The organism is Streptomyces sp. NPDC047869, assembly GCF_040704065.1.
Classification (GTDB): Bacteria; Actinomycetota; Actinomycetes; order Streptomycetales; family Streptomycetaceae; genus Streptomyces.
Map to the genome: position 1 here is coordinate 188470 of NZ_JBEYRK010000005.1, position 17674 is coordinate 206143.

Below are 17674 nucleotides of genomic sequence, written 5' to 3' on the forward strand. Positions count from 1 at the left end.
CCACTGTGCGGAAATGGAACTGGCAGGCGGGAATCGTGAGGATCTTCGGAAAGGGACGACACCGGCCCTCCGCCTCCTGGCGGCAGGCCACCGACCGGGCGTTCACGCTCATCGGAGACGGCCGGTACGAGGACGCGGGCGAGTTGCTGACACGCGCCGCCGACCTGGAACCCTGGCTGGCGGAGTCCTGGTTCAACCTCGCTCTGCTGCACAAGTTCAGGCACGACTGGGAGCAGGCCCGCGCCGCCGGTCTGCGGGCGGTCGCGCTGCTGGACCGGGAGACCGGCGCCCCCGACTGGTGGAACGTCGGCATCGCCGCCACCGCCCTGCAGGACTGGCCGCTGGCCCGGCGCGCCTGGCAGGCCTACGGGCTGCGGGTGCCCGGCGGCGCCACCGCCGCCGGCGAACCGCTCGGCATGGACCTGGGCAGTGCTGCCGTACGGCTCTCGCCGGAGGGCGAGGCCGAGGTGGTGTGGGGCCGCAGGCTGGACCCGGCACGGATCGAGGTGCTGTCCATTCCGCTGCCCTCGTCCGGCCGGCGCTGGGGGGAGGTCGTGCTGCACGACGGCGTCCCGCACGGCGAGCGCACCACGTCCGCCGGGCACTCCTTCCCGGTGTTCGACGAGATCGAGCTGTGGGCGCCCTCGCCCGTGCCCACCTGGGTGGTGCTGCTGGAGGCGGCCACGGAGGCCGACCGGGACGCCCTGGAGCAGCTCGCGGCGGACGCCGGGTTCGCCGCGGAGGACTGGTCCTCCTCGGTGCGGCTGCTGTGCCGGATGTGCTCGGAGTCGCGGATGCCGTCGGACGAGGGCGACGGAGAGCACCTCGACCCCCACGACCACAGTGAACCCGGTCACCCCGGACCCCTCGGGCACCGTACCGACGGGCAGCTCTGGGTGCCGGAGCGGGAGTGCGGCGTCGCCGCACCGGCGTCGCTCGTCCGGGGGCTGCTGGACGGCTGGGTCGCGGACAGCCCGGACTCCAGGGACTGGCGTGATCTCGAAGAGGTTTGCTGACCACCGGTGACCGGCCACCTTTAGGCTGTACCCGAGATTTCCAAGGCTTGCAGGAAGGCATACGTCGGTCATGGCGCAGCAGGACACCGATCAGCAGCACGCGGGCGTGCTCCCCGTCGACGACGAGGGCTACGTCGTCGACACGGGGGACTGCGAGGAGCGCGAGGGGGCCTGGCGCGAGCGCGGCACCTCACGGCCGATCACGGTCGTCGGCAATCCGGTGCTGCACAAGGAGTGCAAGGACGTCACCGAGTTCGGCGCGGAGCTGGACCGGCTGGTCGCCGACATGTTCGCCAGCCAGCGCACCGCCGAGGGCGTGGGCCTGGCCGCCAACCAGATCGGCGTCGACCTGAAGGTCTTCGTCTACGACTGCCAGGACGACGAGGGCGTCCGGCACGTCGGCGTGGTGTGCAACCCGAAGCTGGTCGACCTGCCCGCCGACCGGCGCAGGCTGGACGACAGCAACGAGGGCTGCCTGTCCGTGCCCACGGCGTACGCGCCGCTCGCGCGTCCCGACTACGCCGAGGTGACCGGCCAGGACGAGAAGGGCAACCCGATCAAGGTCCGTGGCACCGGCTATTTCGCACGCTGTTTGCAGCACGAGACCGATCACCTCTACGGCTACCTCTACATCGACCGCCTGTCCAAGCGTGACCGCAAGGACGCGCTGCGGCAGATGGCCGAGAACGAGCCACGCTACCCTGTGGTCGCCAACGACTGAGCCGCCCGGCCGGAACCCCGGCCACCGCGCAGAGCAGCGACGACGTCCGTCACGACGCCCGTCCGGGATCCGTCCCGGCCGGGCGTCGTTCATTTGTTCGTCACGTGAATCCCGGCAACCTGGGGTGGTGATGAAGCAAATCCGTTCCCTCGACGGTCAGTTGTGGTGCTGAATGGGAAGTGCGGGGATTACGCAACGGCGCACGCCCGGCACGACAAGGAGGGCCGTGCGCGCCTGGCGGCTGAGAGGGGACAGTTCGTGCACGCTTTCTCACACGGCACCACATCGACGACCTCGGTGGCGGTACCGCCGTCTCTCGCACTTCCGGTGATCGAGGACTCCTTTCCACGACAACTCCACCCGTATTGGCCGAAGCTCCAGGAGAAGACCCGGCAGTGGCTGCTCGAAAAGCGGCTCATGCCGGCGGACAAGGTGCGGGAACATGCCGACGGACTGTGCTACACCGACCTCATGGCGGGGTACTACACCGACGCCCCCGACGAGGTCCTGCAGGCCATCGCCGACTACAGCGCCTGGTTCTTCGTCTGGGACGACCGCCACGACCGTGACATCGTCCACGGCCGGGCCGCCGACTGGCGGCATCTGCGCCACCGGCTGCACGCGGCCCTCGACGCGCCCCGGCAGTACCTGGGCCATCCCGACCCGGTGGTCGCGGGGCTCGCGGACAGCGTGCTGCGACTGTTCTCGTTCCTGCCGCACACCTGGAACCAGCGGTTCACCCGGCACTTCCACGCGGTGATCGACGCCTACGACCGCGAGTTCCACAACCGCACCCGGGGATACGTCCCGCAGGTCGAGGAGTACCTTGCCCTGCGGCGGCTCACCTTCGCCCACTGGATATGGACGGACCTCCTGGAACCGAGCGCCGGACGTGAACTCCCGGACGCCGTACGGAGAAATCCGGCCTATCGCCGTCCGGCTCTGCTGAGTCAGGAATTCGCCGCCTGGTACAACGACCTCTGCTCACTGCCCAAGGAAATCGCGGGCGACGAGGTGCACAATCTCGGAATCAGTCTCGTAACCCATCAGGGCCTGACCCTCGAGGAGGCGGTCGAGGAAATCCGGCGGCGCGTCGAGGAATGCGTCGCCGAATTCATCGGCGCCGAACGCGAGGCGCTGCGGTTTGCCGACGAACTCGCCGACGACGGCACGGTATCGGGAAAGGAACTCGGCGCCACCGTCCGCGCCTGTGTCGGCAACATGCGGAACTGGTTCAGCTCCGTCTACTGGTTCCACCACGAGTCGGGCCGGTACATGGTCGACAGCTGGGAGGACCGGTCCACACCCCCGTACGTCAACAACGAAGCGGCAGGTGAGAAATGACCGTCGAGTCCGTGAAGCCCCAGACAGCCGAGACGGCGGAACCGCCCGAGGCGCCCCTGGCCGGCGGCGCCGTCCCGGTCCTCGGCCACGGCCTGAAACTGGTCCGCGACCCGCTCGCCTTCATGTCCGGGCTGCGCGCGCACGGTGACGTGGTGCGCCTGAAGCTCGGCCCCAAGACGGTCTACGCCGTCACCACCCCCGAGCTCACCGGCGCGCTCGCGCTCAGCACCGACTACCGCATCGACGGGCCGCTGTGGGAGTCCCTGGAGGGCCTGCTCGGCAAGGAGGGCGTGGCCACCGCCAACGGCCCCCGGCACCGGCGCCAGCGGCGCACCATCCAGCCCGCGTTCCGGCTCGACGCGATCCCCGCGTACGGGCCGGTCATGGAGGAGGAGGCGCACGCGCTGACCGAGCGCTGGCGGCCCGGCGAGACCGTCGACTGCACCTCGGAGTCCTTCCGGGTCGCGGTGCGCGTCGCCGCCCGCTGCCTGCTGCGCGGCGAGTACATGGACGAGCGCGCCGAGCGGCTGAGCGCCGACCTCGCCACCGTCTTCCGCGGTATGTACCGCCGGATGGTCGTTCCGCTCGGACCGCTGTACCGGCTGCCGTTCCCGGCCAACCGTGAATTCAACCGGGCACTGGCCGATTTGCATCTCCTGGTCGACGAGATCGTCGCCGAGCGGAGGGCATCTGGTCAAAAGCCGGACGATTTGCTGACGGCATTGCTGGAGGCGAAGGACGACAATGGGGAGCCCATCGGGGAACAGGAGATCCACGACCAGGTGGTGGCGATAGTCACCCCGGGCAGTGAAACCGTCGCCTCCACGATCATGTGGCTGCTCCAGGTGCTCGCGGAACATCCGGAACACGCGGAGAAGGTGCGCGCCGAGGTCGAATCCGTGACCGGGGGGCAACCCGTCGGATTCGAGCACGTCCGCCGGCTCACGCACACCAACAATGTCGTCGTCGAGGCCATGCGGCTGCGGCCCGCCGTATGGATTCTGACGCGGCGCGCGATCACCGACACCACGCTCGGCGGTTATCGCATTCCGGAGGGAGCGGACATCGTCTACAGCCCGTACGCCATCCAGCGCGACGCCCGCTCCTACGGCGACCACCTCGGCTTCGACCCCGACCGCTGGCTGCCGGAGCGGGCCAAGGAGGTGCCGAAGTACGCGATGAGCCCCTTCAGCGTCGGCAACCGCAAGTGCCCCAGCGACCACTTCTCCATGGCCCAGCTGACCCTGATCACGGCGGCGGTCTCGGCGAAGTACCGCTTCGAGCAGGTCGGCGGGTCGGACGACACCACCCGGGTGGGCATCACGCTCCGGCCGCAGAAGCTGCTGCTGAGGCCGGTGCCCTGGTAGGCCGCCGCCGGCGCGCTCAGGCGGCCTCGGGGCCGCGGAAAGCGCGCCGGTAGGAGTTGGGGGTCGTGCCGAGGGCGCGGACGAACTGGTGGCGCAGCGCCGCCGCCGTACCGAAGCCGGTGCGGGAGGCGATCGCGTCCATGGTCTCGTCCGTGCCCTCCAGCAACTCCTGCGCCAGCAGCACCCTCTGGCGCAGCAGCCAGCGGTAGGGGGTCGTCCCCGTCTCCTGCTGGAAGCGGCGGGCGAAGGTGCGCGGGGCCATGTGCGCGCGGGCGGCGAGCTGTTCCACGGTCACCTCCTGGTCGAGGTGCCCCTCCATCCACGCCAGCACCTCGCCGACCGTGTCGCACGGGGTCTCGGGCAGCGGCCGCTCGATGTACTGCGCCTGTCCGCCGTCCCGGTGCGGCGGCACCACCATCCGCCGGGCGATCTTCTTCGCGACCTCCGGCCCCTGCTCCTTGCGCACGAGGTGCAGACAGGCGTCGATGCCGGCCGCGGTGCCGGCGGAGGTGATCACCGGGTCCTCGTCGACGTAGAGGACGTCCGGTTCGATGATCGCCCGGGGATTGCGCAGCGCCAGCTCCCTCGCCTGCCGCCAGTGCACGCTGCACCGCCGCCCGTCGAGGAGTCCGGCGGCGCCGAGCACGAACACGCCCGAGCACACGCTGAGCACCCGGGTGCCCCGCTCCACGGCCCGCACCAGGGCGTCGAGCAGGGCGGGCGGATACTCCCGGGTCACGTACTCGCTCCCGGCCGGCACCGCGATCAGGTCGGCCTCCTCCAGCCGCTCCAGACCGTACGGCGTCGACACGGTGAGCCCGCCGACATGGGTGCTCAGCGCCGGGCCCTCCGCCGAGACCACGGCGAAGTCGTACACCGGCAGCCCCTCGTCACTGCGGTCGATGCCGAACACCTCGCACACCACCCCCAGCTCGAAGGGATGCACGCCGTCCAGCAGCACTGCCGCCACGTTCCTCAGCATGCTGCCAGTGTGCCCCGAAGCTGGCAGTAAATCGAGGGTGTGCGGCAGTCCTGCCACTGTCGGTAAGGAGCATGCGGCGCGACAGTGGTGTCATGACCGGAAACCAGATCGAAGGCCTGATCGGAATGCTCACCACCCTGGGCATCCTGGTCCTCCTGATCCTCCCGTCCGTCCTCGGCATCGCCCGCGAAAGGCGCGTCGACCGACAGCTCAGGGAGGCTCAGGAGGCCCGGGGTGCGAAGAGCCGGGAGAAGGAGGTTCAGAAGTCCTCGTCCAGGTCGACCGTGCCCTCCACGGCCACCTGGTACGCCGACGGGCGGCGCTCGAAGAAGTTCGTCAGCTCCTGAACGCCCTGAAGCTCCATGAAGGAGAAGGGGTTCTCCGAGCCGTACACCGGGGCGAAGCCGAGGCGCGTCAGGCGCTGGTCGGCGACGCACTCCAGGTACTGCCGCATCGACTCGGTGTTCATGCCCGGGAGGCCGTCACCGCACAGGTCGCGCGCGAACTGCAGCTCGGCCTCGACGGCCTCCCGCAGCATGTCCGTGACCTGCCCTCGCAGTTCGTCGTCGAACAGGTCCGGCTCCTCCTTGCGGACGGTGTCGACCACGTCGAAGGCGAACGACATGTGCATCGTCTCGTCGCGGAACACCCAGTTGGTGCCGGTGGCCAGACCGTGCAGCAGACCCCGGCTGCGGAACCAGTAGACGTACGCGAAGGCGCCGTAGAAGAACAGGCCCTCGATGCACGCGGCGAAGCAGATGAGGTTCAGCAGGAAGCGGCGGCGGTCGGCCCTGGACTCCAGCCGGTCCAGCTTCTCGACCTCGTTGATCCACTTGAAGCAGAACCCGGCCTTCTCCCGGATGGAGGGGATGTTCTCCACCGCCGCGAACGCCGCCGCCCGGTCGTCCGGGTCGGGCAGATAGGTGTCCAGCAGCGTCAGGTAGAACTGGACGTGGACGGCCTCCTCGAAGAGCTGGCGGCTCAGATAGAGCCGGGCCTCGGGGGAGTTGATGTGCTTGTAGAGGGTCAGCACCAGGTTGTTCGCGACGATCGAGTCGCCCGTCGCGAAGAAGGCGACCAGACGGCCGATCAGATGCTGCTCGGCCGGCGTCAGCTTCGCGAGGTCGGCGACGTCCGAGTGGAGGTCGACCTCCTCGACGGTCCAGGTGTTCTTGATGGCGTCCCGGTAGCGCTCGTAGAAGTCCGGGTAGCGCATCGGGCGGAGAGTCAGCTCGAAGCCGGGGTCGAGCAGGTTCTTGGCTTCGCTGGTCATCACTGGCAGGCCTCGCAGGACTCGGGGTTCTCAAGGGAGCAGGCGACGGCGTCGGGGTCGGCGGCCTGCTGCACGGGGATGGGGGTCTGGGTCTGCGCCCGGGCGGCGCGGGCGATCCGGGTCGCCGGGCGCGAGCGCAGGTAGTACGTCGTCTTCAGGCCCGACTTCCAGGCGTACGCGTACATCGAGGAGAGCTTGCCGATGGTCGGCGTCTCCAGGAACAGGTTCAGCGACTGCGCCTGGTCGAGGAACGGGGTCCGGGCCGCCGCCATGTCGATCAGACCGCGCTGCGGGATCTCCCACGCCGTGCGGTACAGGGCCCGTACGTCCGCCGGGATCCAGGCGAAGTCCTGCACGGATCCGTTGGCGTCGCGCAGCGCCTCGCGGGTGCGGGCGTCCCACACGCCCAGCTCCTTCAGCTCCCTCACCAGGTACGAGTTGACCTGAAGGAACTCGCCGGACAGCGTCTCGCGCTTGAACAGGTTGGACACCTGCGGCTCGATGCACTCGTACACGCCCGCGATGGACGCGATCGTGGCCGTGGGCGCGATGGCCAGGAGCAGCGAGTTGCGCATGCCGACCTCGGCGATCCGTGCCCGCAGGGCCGCCCAGCGCTCCGGCCAGGTGAACTCGACCCCGTAGTGATCGGGGTGCAGGACGCCCTGCGCGGTACGGGTCTTCCGCCAGGCCGGCAGCGGGCCGTTGCGCTCGGCGAGGTCCGCGGAGGCCTCGTACGCGGCGAGCATGATCCGCTCGGCGATCCGGGAGGACAGGGCCCTGGCCTCGGGGGAGTCGAAGGGCAGCCGCAGCTTGAAGAAGACGTCCTGCAGGCCCATCGCGCCCAGCCCCACCGGACGCCAGTTGGCGTTCGACCGGCCCGCCTGCTCGGTCGGGTAGAAGTTGATGTCGACCACGCGGTCGAGGAAGGTGACGGCCGTGCGGACCGTCTCGTCGAGCCGCTCCCAGTCGAGGCCGCCGGCCGCCGTGTCCACGAAGGCGCCGAGGTTGACCGACCCCAGGTTGCAGACCGCGGTCTCGCCGTCGTCCGTGACCTCCAGGATCTCGGTGCACAGGTTGGAGGAGTGCACGACGTGGCCGGCGGTCGCCGTCTGGTTGGCGGTGCGGTTGGCGGCGTCCTTGAAGGTCATCCAGCCGTTGCCGGTCTGCGCGAGGGTGCGCATCATGCGGCCGTACAGGTCCCGGGCGGGCATCGTCTTCTTCGCGAGCCCGGCGGCCTCCGCCCTGCGGTACGCGGCGTCGAACTCCTCGCCCCACAGGTCCACCAGCTCCGGCACGTCCGCCGGCGAGAACAGCGACCACCGCTCGTCGGCGTCGACCCGGCGCATGAACTCGTCCGGGATCCAGTGCGCGAGGTTCAGGTTGTGCGTACGGCGGGCGTCCTCACCGGTGTTGTCGCGCAGCTCCAGGAACTCCTCGATGTCGGAGTGCCAGGTCTCCAGGTACACGGCGGCGGCGCCCTTGCGCCGGCCGCCCTGGTTCACCGCGGCCACCGAGGCGTCCAGCGTCTTCAGGAACGGCACGATGCCGTTGGAGTGCCCGTTGGTGCCCCGGATCAGCGAACCGCGGCTGCGGACACGGGAGTACGACAGGCCGATGCCGCCGGCGTGCTTGGAGAGGCGGGCGACCTGGTGGTAGCGGTCGTAGATGGAGTCCAGCTCGTCCAGCGGGGAGTCGAGGAGGTAGCAGGACGACATCTGCGGATGCCGGGTGCCGGAGTTGAAGAGGGTGGGGGAGGAGGGCAGGTAGTCGAGGCGGCTCATCAGCCCGTAGAGCGCGGCGACTTCGTCCACGGAGCGGGCGGTGTCGTCCTCGGCCAGCCCGGCGGCGACGCGCAGCATGAAGTGCTGGGGCGTCTCGATCACCTGGCGGGTGATGGGGTGGCGCAGCAGGTACCGGCTGTGCAGCGTGCGCAGGCCGAAGTAGCCGAAGCGGTCGTCGGCCGCCGGGTCGACCAGCGCGTCGAGCCGTTCGGCGTGCAGCCGTACGAACTCCGCGGTGCGGTCGGCGATGAGGCCCTCCCGGTGGCCCACGGCGACGGACCCGGTGAAGGACGTGACGCCCTGCGAGGCGGCCTCGGCGCGGATGGAGACGGTCAGCAGCCGGGCGGCCAGCCGGGAGTAGGCGGGGTCCTCGGAGATCAGTCCGGCGGCCGCCTCCGTGGCCAGCTCGCGCAACTCCGCCTCGTCGGCCCGGGCGGACCGGCCGCGCAGCGCGGCCGCGGCGACCCGGCCGGGGTCGGCGTCGGGGAGGTCGGCGGTCAGCTCGGTCAGGGTCCGCAGCAGCGCGGTACCGGGACCGTCGGTCTCCACCGGGGCTCCGCTCGCCGGGGTGGCTGAAGCCGGGTCGGCTGGCGCGATGGTCACGTGGGGCTCTCCCTCGCTCGGCACGGGGCCTTGCGGAGGGCAGGGGTCAGCGCGAGCGCGCACGGCGTCGCGTCCCCGGCCCATTCCACGAGGCCCGGACGTCGATGAGCACCCGGACCGGACGGCCGGGCGCGCGCTGCCGACAGGTCCTCGGACTGAAACAGGCGTGCGGAAACACGCAAGTACACCGTTGCGGGACAGTTCCGGATTCGCACCGGATTCCCCTGCGGCGACAGCGAGCATGAGCATACATCTAGTGCCGGGCTGTCGTGTCACCCCCACATGTTGTGCCTGTTGCGTGTTGTGGTGGCTCCGCAGGGTCAACTCGCATGACAGCGGGCCGCCGTGGGAGGTGCCCTCGGCGGCCCGCTGCGGGGTGGTTCGTGGCCGGCTCGCGCTAGTGGGCGCTGCCCGCGGTGGCCGGCGGGAGTTCCACCTCGACCCCCGGGTCGCCCGCGTCCGCCGTGTAGTCCTCCGGCCGGGTCTCGTCGAGGCCCTCCGGGGCCTTCACGGCCTTCAGGACGAAGGTGAGAACCACGGTGACCACGACGTTGAGCACGAACGCGGTGAGGCCGATGTAGCCGATCTCCCCGATGCCCGGGATCTCCTTCGCGGAACCGCCGAAGTGCTTCTGGGTCGGCGAGGCCACCCCGTACGCGGCGAGCGTGCCGTACACCATGCCGACCGCCCAGCCGGCGAGCAGCGCCCAGCGGTGGAACCAGCGGGTGAACAGGCCGCCGACCAGGGCCGGGAAGGTCTGCAGGATCCAGATGCCGCCCAGCAGCTGGAAGTTGATGGCGACCGTCTTGTCCATCGTCAGGACGAAGACCAGCGCGCCCACCTTCACCAGCAGCGACACGATCTTGGAGACCCGGGTCTCCTCCTTCGGCGTGGCGTCCGGCTTGATGAAGTCCTTGTAGATGTTGCGGGTGAACAGGTTCGCCGCCGCGATGGACATGATGGCCGCGGGCACCAGGGCGCCGATACCGATCGCCGCGAAGGCCACACCCGCGAACCAGTCGGGGAACATGTCCTCGAACAGCTGCGGGATCGCCAGCTGGCCGTTGGTGACCTTCACCCCGGCCGCGATCGCCATGAAGCCGAGCAGGGCCAGCAGACCCAGCATCAGCGAGTACAGCGGCAGGAGGGTGGTGTTGCGGCGGATCACCTCACGGCTCTTGGACGACAGGGTCGCGGTGATCGAGTGCGGGTACATGAACAGGGCGAGCGCGGAACCGAGCGCCAGGGTGGCGTACGTCCACTGGCCCGCCTCCGGCGGTGCGAGCGCGCCGCGCGGCTTGCCGGTCGCCGGGTTGACCTGGCTGAAGGCGTCGCCCGCCTTGGCGAAGACGTCGTCGAACCCGCCCAGCTTGATCGGGATGTAGATGATCGCCACCGCGATGACGATGTAGATCAGCGTGTCCTTCACGAACGCGATCAGGGCGGGGGCACGCAGACCGGACGAGTAGGTGTACGCGGCCAGTACGCCGAAGGCGATCAGCAGCGGCAGGTCCTTCACGAACCAGTTGGTGCTCTCGCCGCCGCCGACGCCCATCACGTCCAGCACCGCCTGGATGCCGACGAGCTGGAGCGCGATGTACGGCATCGTCGCGAGGATGCCGGTGACCGCCACGGCCAGCGACAGGCCCTTGGAGCCGAACCGCCCGCGTACGAAGTCAGAGGTGGTGACGTAGCCGTGGCGGTGCGAGACCGACCACAGGCGGGGCAGGAACGTGAAGATCAGCGGGTAGACGAGGATCGTGTACGGGACCGCGAAGAAGCCGGCCGCGCCCGCCGCGTAGATCGCCGCCGGTACGGCGACGAAGGTGTACGCCGTGTACAGGTCGCCACCGAGCAGGAACCACGTGATCCAGGTGCCGAACGACCGTCCGCCCAGGCCCCATTCGTCCAGGGAGTGCTCGTTGTCGGCCTTGCGCCAGCGTGCGGCCAGGAAGCCCATGACCGTGACGGCCAGGAAGAAGAAGATGAAGACGCCGAGCGCGACGCCGTTGACGCCGTCCTTCACTTCGCCGCACCCCCGTTCCGGGCACCACGGGCGCGCTGGTCACGCTGCCACAGCTTGTACGCCAGCATCGTGAGCGCGGTGGAGATGACCACCCACAGCATCTGGTACCAGTAGAAGAACGGGATCCCGATGAACGCGGGATCCGTCTTGGCGTACGAGCCGACCCACAGCAGCGCCACGAAGGGCGCGACGAGACTCAGGCCGATGACCACCCGGACCGGTGTCACCACCGGTGGTCTCACTTCTTGCGTTTCGGACATGCCACGGCTCCGTCCCCTCGCTGATCACCTGTGTAATGCGCAGGCAATCTAGGTGACGCCGTCACGGAAGCGGAAGACCTCGTCCGCATATCGGCACATCGATTTCGCGTGCGGAGCGTGAAGGTCCTGGGCGCCGGTCAGTCCTGAGGACGCTTCAGGCGGGCGACGAACTTGTACCGGTCACCCCGGTAGACGGACCGCACCCACTCCACCGGCCGGCCGGCGTGGTCCAGGGAGTGGCGGGAGAGCATCAGCATCGGCAGACCGACGTCGGTGCCGAGCAGACCCGCCTCGCGCGGGGTGGCCAGCGAGGTCTCGATGGTCTCCTCGGCCTCGGCGAGATGGACGTCGTAGACCTCGGCGAGTGCGGTGTACAGGGACGTGTACTTCACCAGCGAACGCCGGAGCGCGGGGAAGCGCTTGGCCGACAGATGGGTGGTCTCGATGGCCATGGGCTCGGCGTTGGCCATGCGCAGCCGCTCGATGCGCAGCACCCGGCCGCCGGCCGTTATGTCGAGCAGCTCGGCGAGCCGGTCGTCGGCGGTGATGTACCCGATGTCCAGCAGTTGCGAGGTGGGCTCCAGGCCCTGGGCGCGCATGTCCTCGGTGTAGGAGGTCAGTTGCAGCGCCTGGGACACCTTCGGCTTGGCGACGAAGGTGCCCTTGCCCTGGATGCGCTCGAGCCGGCCCTCGACGACGAGCTCCTGCAGGGCCTGCCGGACGGTCGTGCGGGAGGTGTCGAACTCGGCCGCCAGCGTGCGCTCCGGCGGGACCGGCGTGCCCGGCGCCTGCGTCTCTGTCATGTCGAGCAGGTGCTTCTTCAAGCGGTAGTACTTGGGCACGCGCGCGGTACGGACCGTCGTGCCGGTCTCGTGCTCCGCGCTGCTGACGTCGGTGCTCATGCTCTGCCTTCCCGGCTCCGGATGCCGAAAGCGACCGACCGACCGTCGGCCACGGCTCACATCGTGGCACGGCTTCGTGTGGCGGGCTCCACCCGCACGCTCCGTGATCTCCTCTGTATACCGGCGCACCCTCTGCTGGTCTAGTCCAGCGGCCCCGGCGCCACCCCCTGGCGCGCCGGGGCGGACGCGCCGGACGCCCCCTATATGCCCTGCCAGTCCGGCTTGTTGGCGTAGGTGTGGCGGAAGTAGTCGGCCAGCTTGAGCTTGGACGCGGCGGCCTCGTCGACGACCACCGTGGCGTGCGGGTGCAGCTGGAGCGCCGAGGCCGGGCAGACGGCCGCGACCGGCCCCTCGACGGTGGCGGCGACCGCGTCCGCCTTGCCCTCGCCGGTGGCGAGCAGCACCAGGTGGCGGGCTTCCAGGATGGTGCCGATGCCCTGGGTGATCACGTGGTGCGGCACCTGTTCGATGTCACCGTCGAAGAAGCGCGCGTTGTCGATCCGGGTCTGCTCGGTCAGCGTCTTGATCCGGGTGCGCGAGGCGAGCGAGGAGCACGGCTCGTTGAACCCGATGTGCCCGTCCGTCCCGATCCCGAGCAGTTGCAGGTCCACACCGCCGGCCTCGGCGAGCGCGCGGTCGTAGGCCTCGCAGGCCGCCTGGACGTCCTCGGCGGTGCCGTCGGGTCCGAGGAAGGCTTCCATTGCGATGCCGAGCGGCTCCAGCACTTCCCGGCGCAGCACCGAGCGGTAGGACTCGGGGTGGTCGGCGGGCAGCCCCACGTATTCGTCGAGCTGGGCTATGCGGGCTCCGGAGGTGTCCACCGCACCGGAGCGCCACTTGAGGGCCAGTGCCTGGTAGACGGGCAGCGGAGTGGAACCGGTGGCCACACCGAGCAGCGCGTCGGGCTTGCGTCGCAGCAGCCCGGCCATGGCCTCGGCGATCAGCTCGCCGCCCGCCGCGGCGTCCGGAACGATGACAACTTCCACGCTGGGCCTGCCGTTCTCAAGAGGGCTTGGAGTCTGGGAAACGTGCCATGTGGTTTAGACCAATCTAACAGAATGGACGGCCGCAGGCAGTGGTTCGCGAGCCGCTCGCCCTTGTTTTCTAGTGATCGCTACATTAAAACTGTACTACGCCAGGCCGACATTTCTTTAGGGATCGCTATAGAATGCCCTGCATGGAGACCGGTCAGGGGACGAACGCGCAGGCCAGACCCTCGAAATCACGTGGCCGCCCACGCTCCTTCGACCGGACGACCGCCCTGGAGAAGGCGCTGACGGCCTTCTGGCGGCACGGCTACGAGGCGACCTCGGTCTCCGACCTCACCCGGATCATGGGTATCGGCGCCCCGAGCCTCTACGCGGCCTTCGGTGACAAACGGACCCTGTTCGAGGAGGTCGTCGGGGTCTACGCAGGCACCCACGGCGCCTTCGCCGACCGGGCCCTGGCCGAGGAGCCCACCGCCCGGGCCGCCGTCGAGCGCACACTGCGCGAGGCCGCCACCCGGTACACCGACCCCGAGCACCCCTACGGCTGCCTGGTCGCGCACGCGGCCACCAACTGCACGAGTCCCGAGGTCGAGCGGCTGCTGCGGGACCGGCGCGACGCGTCCCTGGCCGCTCTGGAGTCCCGGATCAGGGCCGACGCGGCGGCCGGTGCGCTGCCCGCCGGTGCCGACGCCGCGGCCCTCGCCCGGCACGCGACCGCGGTGCTCCACGGCATGTCCCAGCAGGCCCGGGACGGTGCGACGCGGGCGGAGCTGGAGGCGCTCGCCGAAATTGCCATGGCCATCTGGCCCCGCGGCTGAGCCGGGCGGGCTAGGCTGCGTGGCATCGCGTGCCGTATCGACGCATGCCCCCGCGCGCATGGACATGCCCTCGTGGTCTAGTCCACAATGCGTAAGGGGATCCCGTAGGGAAAAATGAACAGCTTCCGTCTTCCCCGCACAGGAAGGCGGACCGAGGACCCGGCGCTCTCTGCCCTGACTGCCCCGGCTCCTCGGCCTTCGGCCGGCCGGGACCGCACACCCCGCGGCCGATGATGCTCCGGGCTGCGGTGCCGGAAGGGTTGAGGGTCCCTTCCAGGCGCCGCGGCCCGCGGGTGTTTTTCGGTCACCCGTGCGACCCCGGGTACGCTCGCATCGTGCCCTCCATGAACGAACTCGTACGCCAGCACACGGCCCTCGACGACTCCGACCTCGAGTGGCTCCACCTGCTGGTCTCGGAGTGGCAGCTGCTCTCCGACCTCTCCTTCGCCGACCTGGTCCTGTGGGTCCCGACCAGTGACGGTACCCGGTACGTCTCGGTCGCCCAGATGCGCCCCAACACCGGCCCGACCTCGTACCAGGACGACATGGTCGGCCATCTGGTCCCGCGCGGCCGGCGGCCCATGCTGGACGCGGCGCTCGACGAGGGCCGGATCGTGCGCGAGGGCGACCCGGAGTGGCGCGAGGAGGTGCCCGTCCGGGTCGAGTCCATCCCCGTACGCCGCGCCGGCCGGGTCCTCGGCGTCATCGCCCGCAACACCAACCTGCTCACCGTCCGCACCCCGAGCCGGCTCGAGCTGACCTATCTGCAGAGCGCCTCGGACCTCGCGCAGATGATCGCAGCCGGCTCCTTCCCCTTCCCCGACCAGCAGGTCGACATGGACGCCTCGCCGAGGGTCGGCGACGGACTGATCCGGCTGGACGCGGACGGCACCGTCCAGTACGCCTCACCTAACGCCCTGTCCGCCTACCACCGGCTCGGCCTCGCCGCCGACCTGGTCGGCCACCACCTGGGGCGGACCACCGCCGAACTCGCACCCACCAGGGGCCCGGTGGACGAGGCGCTCGCCAAGGTGGCGAGCGGCTGGGCGCCGCGTGAGTTCGAGATCGAGGGGAACGACGGGGTCATCCAGTTCCGGGCCATTCCGCTCAAACCCAAGGGCACCCGCATAGGTTCGCTGGTGCTGTGCCGGGACGTCACCGAACTCCGGCGCCGCGAACGTGAGTTGATTACCAAGGACGCGACGATCCGGGAGATCCACCACCGGGTGAAGAACAACCTGCAGACGGTCGCGGCCCTGCTCAGGCTGCAGGCCCGGCGCATCGGTTCCGACCGTGGCCGGGAGGCTCTGGAGGAGGCCGTCCGCCGGGTCGGCTCGATCGCGATCGTGCACGAGACGCTCTCCCAGAACCTCGACGAGCGCGTGGAGTTCGACGACATCGCCGACCGCGTGCTCGCGATGGTCGCCGAGATCTCACCGGGCAAGGTGGCCGGCCGGCGCAGCGGGCGCTTCGGCGTGCTCGACGCCGAGGTCGCCACCCCGCTGTCGATGGTGCTCACCGAGGTGCTGCAGAACGCCCTGGAGCACGGCTTCCGTGAGGGCGACACCGGCACGGTCGAGGTCTCCGCGATCCGCGGCGGCACCAGCAAGGAGGCCCGCCTGCTGGTCACCGTCCAGGACGACGGCGTCGGACTGCCCGAGGGATTCGACCCGCACCGCTCGGGCAACCTCGGCCTGCAGATCGTACGGACGCTGGTGGAGGGCGAGTTGGGCGGCACCTTCGACATGGTCCCGGCGCCGGAGCGGGGGACCCGGGTGATCCTCGACATCCCGGTGAGCGCGCAGAAGTGAGCCCGTCCGGGCCCGAACAGCATTGAGCCCCGGACCACTTGGTGATCCGGGGCTGAAGCTCGAAGCTATGCGCATCGGGGGTACTGCGCGCTGCGGCTCGGGGGCGGGAGATGCGTACGCGGTGTACGCGCCGCCAAGCTCAGGCTGTCATCGGGGTGGGGATGTCAGGCGGAGGCCTGACGAGCCCGGTTGCGGGCGGCGCGGCGCTTCATGGCGCGGCGCTCGTCCTCGCTGAGACCACCCCAGACGCCGGAGTCCTGACCGGACTCGAGCGCCCACTGCAGACACTGATCCATAACGGGGCAGCGACGGCAGACGGCCTTGGCTTCCTCGATCTGCAGCAGCGCAGGACCGGTGTTGCCGATGGGGAAGAAGAGCTCGGGGTCTTCCTCGCGGCAAACGGCGTTGTGACGCCAGTCCATGGCTGCTACCTCTCCTTGGTATTACGTGCAAGTTGCTTGTGAATGTGAACGCTTTCACGAATCCCTCAACAAGTGAAGGGCCGAGCGCCGAGTCTCCCCGGCGTGGTCCTTTGGTTTGAAGAGGGGTTCCGGTGATCAGTGGAGGCCGGTGTTGCGGGCCGTCCCGATCGCCAGGTAGAGACTCGCAAACCTCAGCGGCGGATACAACCCCTTCCGGAAAGTTTTTTTTGATTCCTCGGTGTCGACTGGGTCACAGCCGTACTTCCATGGGGTGGATCCTGGCCTAAACGTTCGAGTGAAAGGACTTTCGCCTCTTCCGCTCACACAATCACACGCAGTGCGCGGCGTACGCCTGTGAACGTCACGCTGGTTCGCAGCCCCAGGTGGTCACCGTCCATCTGAAGGGGCAGTGGCACCTTCGAATGCAAGGTGAAGCGGTCCAGATCATGGAGTGAGACGGCATGCTTCCCATGAGGTCCCCGCTCGGGGGACGAAGTGAGCAACTGGGTGCCATACCGGGCAACCGCGGCCGTGGACAGGCGGCTGAGACCGAGTACGTCGAGGCCCGTGTCGAACGAGGCCTTAGGTGACGTGTACATCGGGCGATTGCCGAGATACGTCCACGGGGACGTGTTCGAGGCTATGGCGACCACGAGATCGGTGACCGGGTCCTCGCCGGCCCGTTCGAGCGTGATCGTGCCGTGCCGGCGGTGCTGCTCACCGAGGAACTGGCGCATCACCTGACGTACGTACAGCGCGTGGGTCGACTTCTTCCCGCGTTCACGCTGCTGTTCCACCCGACCGACCACGCCCGCGTCGAAGCCCAGACCCGCGTTGAAGGTGAACCAGCGCGACGGCACCGACTCGTCCTCGGTGCCGGGCGTGCCCGAGGTCAGGCCCAGGCCGACGACCCGCTCGCTGTTCTCGCGCAGGGCGTCCAGCAGGGCGCCGGTGGCCTCGACCGGATCGTTGGGCAGACCGAGCGCACGGGCGAAGACATTGGTGGAACCGCCCGGCACCACGGCGAGACCGGGCAGCCGGTCCGGGTCGGGGCCCGCGTGGAGCAGGCCGTTGACCACCTCGTTGACGGTGCCGTCGCCGCCGAGGGCCACGACCATGTCGATGTCAGAGCTCTGCGCGGCCTGCCGACCCAGGTCACGGGCGTGGCCGCGGTACTCGGTGGTGACCGCCTCGAGCTTCATCTCGCTCGCCAGCGCGTGGATCAGCACATCACGCCTGCGTGCGCTTGTGGTGGTTGCCGCCGGATTGACCACGAGAAGTGCACGCATGGATGGCAGCGTACCTACTGGGGGGTACCCGGCCCAGACCGAGGTAGGGATCCGGTAAGAGGAGAGGGCG

Annotated in this window: 16 protein-coding genes and 1 riboswitch; of the genes, 7 read left to right on the forward strand and 9 right to left on the reverse strand. The window is 69.5% G+C overall.

The features are described from left to right. Window positions 1–35: 35 nt before the first annotated feature. The 4 genes from AB0924_RS09455 (at window position 36) to AB0924_RS09470 (ending at window position 4448) form a co-directional block, all read left to right on the forward strand. Complete coding sequence (locus AB0924_RS09455) at window positions 36–1016, forward strand: hypothetical protein (RefSeq protein WP_143627102.1); 981 nt, start codon at window positions 36–38, stop codon at window positions 1014–1016. A gap of 70 nt (window positions 1017–1086) precedes the next feature. Next, a complete protein-coding gene (gene def / locus AB0924_RS09460) occupies window positions 1087–1737 on the forward strand; it encodes a peptide deformylase (protein WP_358927555.1) in 651 nt (216 codons plus the stop codon). A 258-nt stretch (window positions 1738–1995) separates the two neighbouring features. Further along, the gene (gene cyc1, locus AB0924_RS09465; protein ID WP_366911061.1) at window positions 1996–3081 is read left to right on the forward strand and encodes an epi-isozizaene synthase; all 1086 of its coding nucleotides are present in this window, start codon (window positions 1996–1998) and stop codon (window positions 3079–3081) included. Beyond that, window positions 3078–4448 carry a cytochrome P450 gene (locus AB0924_RS09470; protein ID WP_358927557.1) on the forward strand — a complete coding sequence of 457 codons (1371 nt, stop codon included), beginning with the start codon at window positions 3078–3080 and terminating at the stop codon, window positions 4446–4448. The genes cyc1 and AB0924_RS09470 overlap by 4 nt, the downstream gene beginning before the upstream one ends. 16 nt (window positions 4449–4464) lie before the next feature. Here the strand turns inward: AB0924_RS09470 and AB0924_RS09475 are convergent, their stop codons facing one another. Next, the gene (locus AB0924_RS09475; protein ID WP_358927558.1) at window positions 4465–5430 is read right to left on the reverse strand and encodes a helix-turn-helix domain-containing protein; all 966 of its coding nucleotides are present in this window, start codon (window positions 5428–5430) and stop codon (window positions 4465–4467) included. Window positions 5431–5522: 92 nt separating this feature from the next. Between AB0924_RS09475 and AB0924_RS09480 the strand changes: the two genes are divergently transcribed. Further along, a complete protein-coding gene (locus tag AB0924_RS09480) occupies window positions 5523–5777 on the forward strand; it encodes a hypothetical protein (RefSeq protein ID WP_358927559.1) in 255 nt (84 codons plus the stop codon). Here the strand turns inward: AB0924_RS09480 and AB0924_RS09485 are convergent. From AB0924_RS09485 to nagB, 6 genes are all read right to left on the reverse strand, one after another. Next, window positions 5690–6703, reverse strand: a complete 1014-nt coding sequence (locus AB0924_RS09485; RefSeq protein ID WP_351662632.1) for a ribonucleotide-diphosphate reductase subunit beta — start codon at window positions 6701–6703, stop codon at window positions 5690–5692. The two genes, AB0924_RS09480 and AB0924_RS09485, sit on opposite strands and share 88 nt — an antisense overlap. Continuing rightward, window positions 6703–9087 (reverse strand): ribonucleoside-diphosphate reductase subunit alpha, encoded by a 2385-nt coding sequence (locus AB0924_RS09490; protein ID WP_366911063.1) that lies wholly within the window; start codon window positions 9085–9087, stop codon window positions 6703–6705. Before AB0924_RS09490 ends, AB0924_RS09485 begins: the two co-directional genes overlap by 1 nt. 123 nt (window positions 9088–9210) lie before the next feature. After that, window positions 9211–9349: riboswitch (cobalamin riboswitch) on the reverse strand. Between the two features lie 135 nt (window positions 9350–9484). Then, on the reverse strand, window positions 9485–11113 hold the full coding sequence (gene mctP / locus AB0924_RS09495; RefSeq protein ID WP_358927562.1) for a monocarboxylate uptake permease MctP: 1629 nt from the start codon (window positions 11111–11113) through the stop codon (window positions 9485–9487). Continuing rightward, window positions 11110–11373, reverse strand: coding sequence for a DUF3311 domain-containing protein (locus tag AB0924_RS09500; protein ID WP_358927563.1), 264 nt, complete (start codon window positions 11371–11373; stop codon window positions 11110–11112). The genes mctP and AB0924_RS09500 overlap by 4 nt, the downstream gene beginning before the upstream one ends. Before the next feature lie 137 nt (window positions 11374–11510). Then, a complete protein-coding gene (locus AB0924_RS09505) occupies window positions 11511–12275 on the reverse strand; it encodes a GntR family transcriptional regulator (RefSeq protein ID WP_358927564.1) in 765 nt (254 codons plus the stop codon). Between the two features lie 200 nt (window positions 12276–12475). Next, window positions 12476–13261 carry a glucosamine-6-phosphate deaminase gene (gene nagB, locus AB0924_RS09510; protein ID WP_366911064.1) on the reverse strand — a complete coding sequence of 262 codons (786 nt, stop codon included), beginning with the start codon at window positions 13259–13261 and terminating at the stop codon, window positions 12476–12478. 191 nt (window positions 13262–13452) lie between these two features. Between nagB and AB0924_RS09515 the strand changes: the two genes are divergently transcribed. Both AB0924_RS09515 and AB0924_RS09520 read left to right on the forward strand, forming a co-directional pair. Next, window positions 13453–14082, forward strand: a complete 630-nt coding sequence (locus AB0924_RS09515) for a TetR/AcrR family transcriptional regulator (RefSeq protein ID WP_358927566.1) — start codon at window positions 13453–13455, stop codon at window positions 14080–14082. Window positions 14083–14426: 344 nt separating this feature from the next. Continuing rightward, the gene (locus tag AB0924_RS09520) at window positions 14427–15893 is read left to right on the forward strand and encodes a PAS domain-containing sensor histidine kinase (RefSeq protein WP_358927634.1); all 1467 of its coding nucleotides are present in this window, start codon (window positions 14427–14429) and stop codon (window positions 15891–15893) included. A gap of 164 nt (window positions 15894–16057) precedes the next feature. Here AB0924_RS09520 and AB0924_RS09525 read toward each other — a convergent pair whose 3' ends face one another. Together AB0924_RS09525 and AB0924_RS09530 are read right to left on the reverse strand one after the other, a co-directional pair. Continuing rightward, on the reverse strand, window positions 16058–16315 hold the full coding sequence (locus AB0924_RS09525) for a WhiB family transcriptional regulator (protein ID WP_006142322.1): 258 nt from the start codon (window positions 16313–16315) through the stop codon (window positions 16058–16060). Window positions 16316–16635: 320 nt separating this feature from the next. Beyond that, window positions 16636–17604, reverse strand: coding sequence for a diacylglycerol kinase family protein (locus tag AB0924_RS09530; protein ID WP_358927567.1), 969 nt, complete (start codon window positions 17602–17604; stop codon window positions 16636–16638). Window positions 17605–17674 lie beyond the last annotated feature (70 nt).

Bases quoted from the DNA above. Each gene is read 5' to 3' on its own strand.
- def (WP_358927555.1), top strand. From the start codon at position 1,087: ATGGCGCAGCAGGACACCGATCAGCAGCACGCGGGCGTGCTCCCCGTC.
- AB0924_RS09470 (WP_358927557.1), top strand. From the start codon at position 3,078: ATGACCGTCGAGTCCGTGAAGCCCCAGACAGCCGAGACGGCGGAACCG.
- AB0924_RS09475 (WP_358927558.1), bottom strand. From the start codon at position 5,430: ATGCTGAGGAACGTGGCGGCAGTGCTGCTGGACGGCGTGCATCCCTTC.
- AB0924_RS09480 (WP_358927559.1), top strand. From the start codon at position 5,523: ATGACCGGAAACCAGATCGAAGGCCTGATCGGAATGCTCACCACCCTG.
- AB0924_RS09485 (WP_351662632.1), bottom strand. From the start codon at position 6,703: ATGACCAGCGAAGCCAAGAACCTGCTCGACCCCGGCTTCGAGCTGACT.
- AB0924_RS09500 (WP_358927563.1), bottom strand. From the start codon at position 11,373: ATGTCCGAAACGCAAGAAGTGAGACCACCGGTGGTGACACCGGTCCGG.
- AB0924_RS09505 (WP_358927564.1), bottom strand. From the start codon at position 12,275: ATGAGCACCGACGTCAGCAGCGCGGAGCACGAGACCGGCACGACGGTC.
- AB0924_RS09515 (WP_358927566.1), top strand. From the start codon at position 13,453: ATGGAGACCGGTCAGGGGACGAACGCGCAGGCCAGACCCTCGAAATCA.
- AB0924_RS09520 (WP_358927634.1), top strand. From the start codon at position 14,427: ATGAACGAACTCGTACGCCAGCACACGGCCCTCGACGACTCCGACCTC.
- AB0924_RS09525 (WP_006142322.1), bottom strand. From the start codon at position 16,315: ATGGACTGGCGTCACAACGCCGTTTGCCGCGAGGAAGACCCCGAGCTC.
- AB0924_RS09530 (WP_358927567.1), bottom strand. From the start codon at position 17,604: ATGCGTGCACTTCTCGTGGTCAATCCGGCGGCAACCACCACAAGCGCA.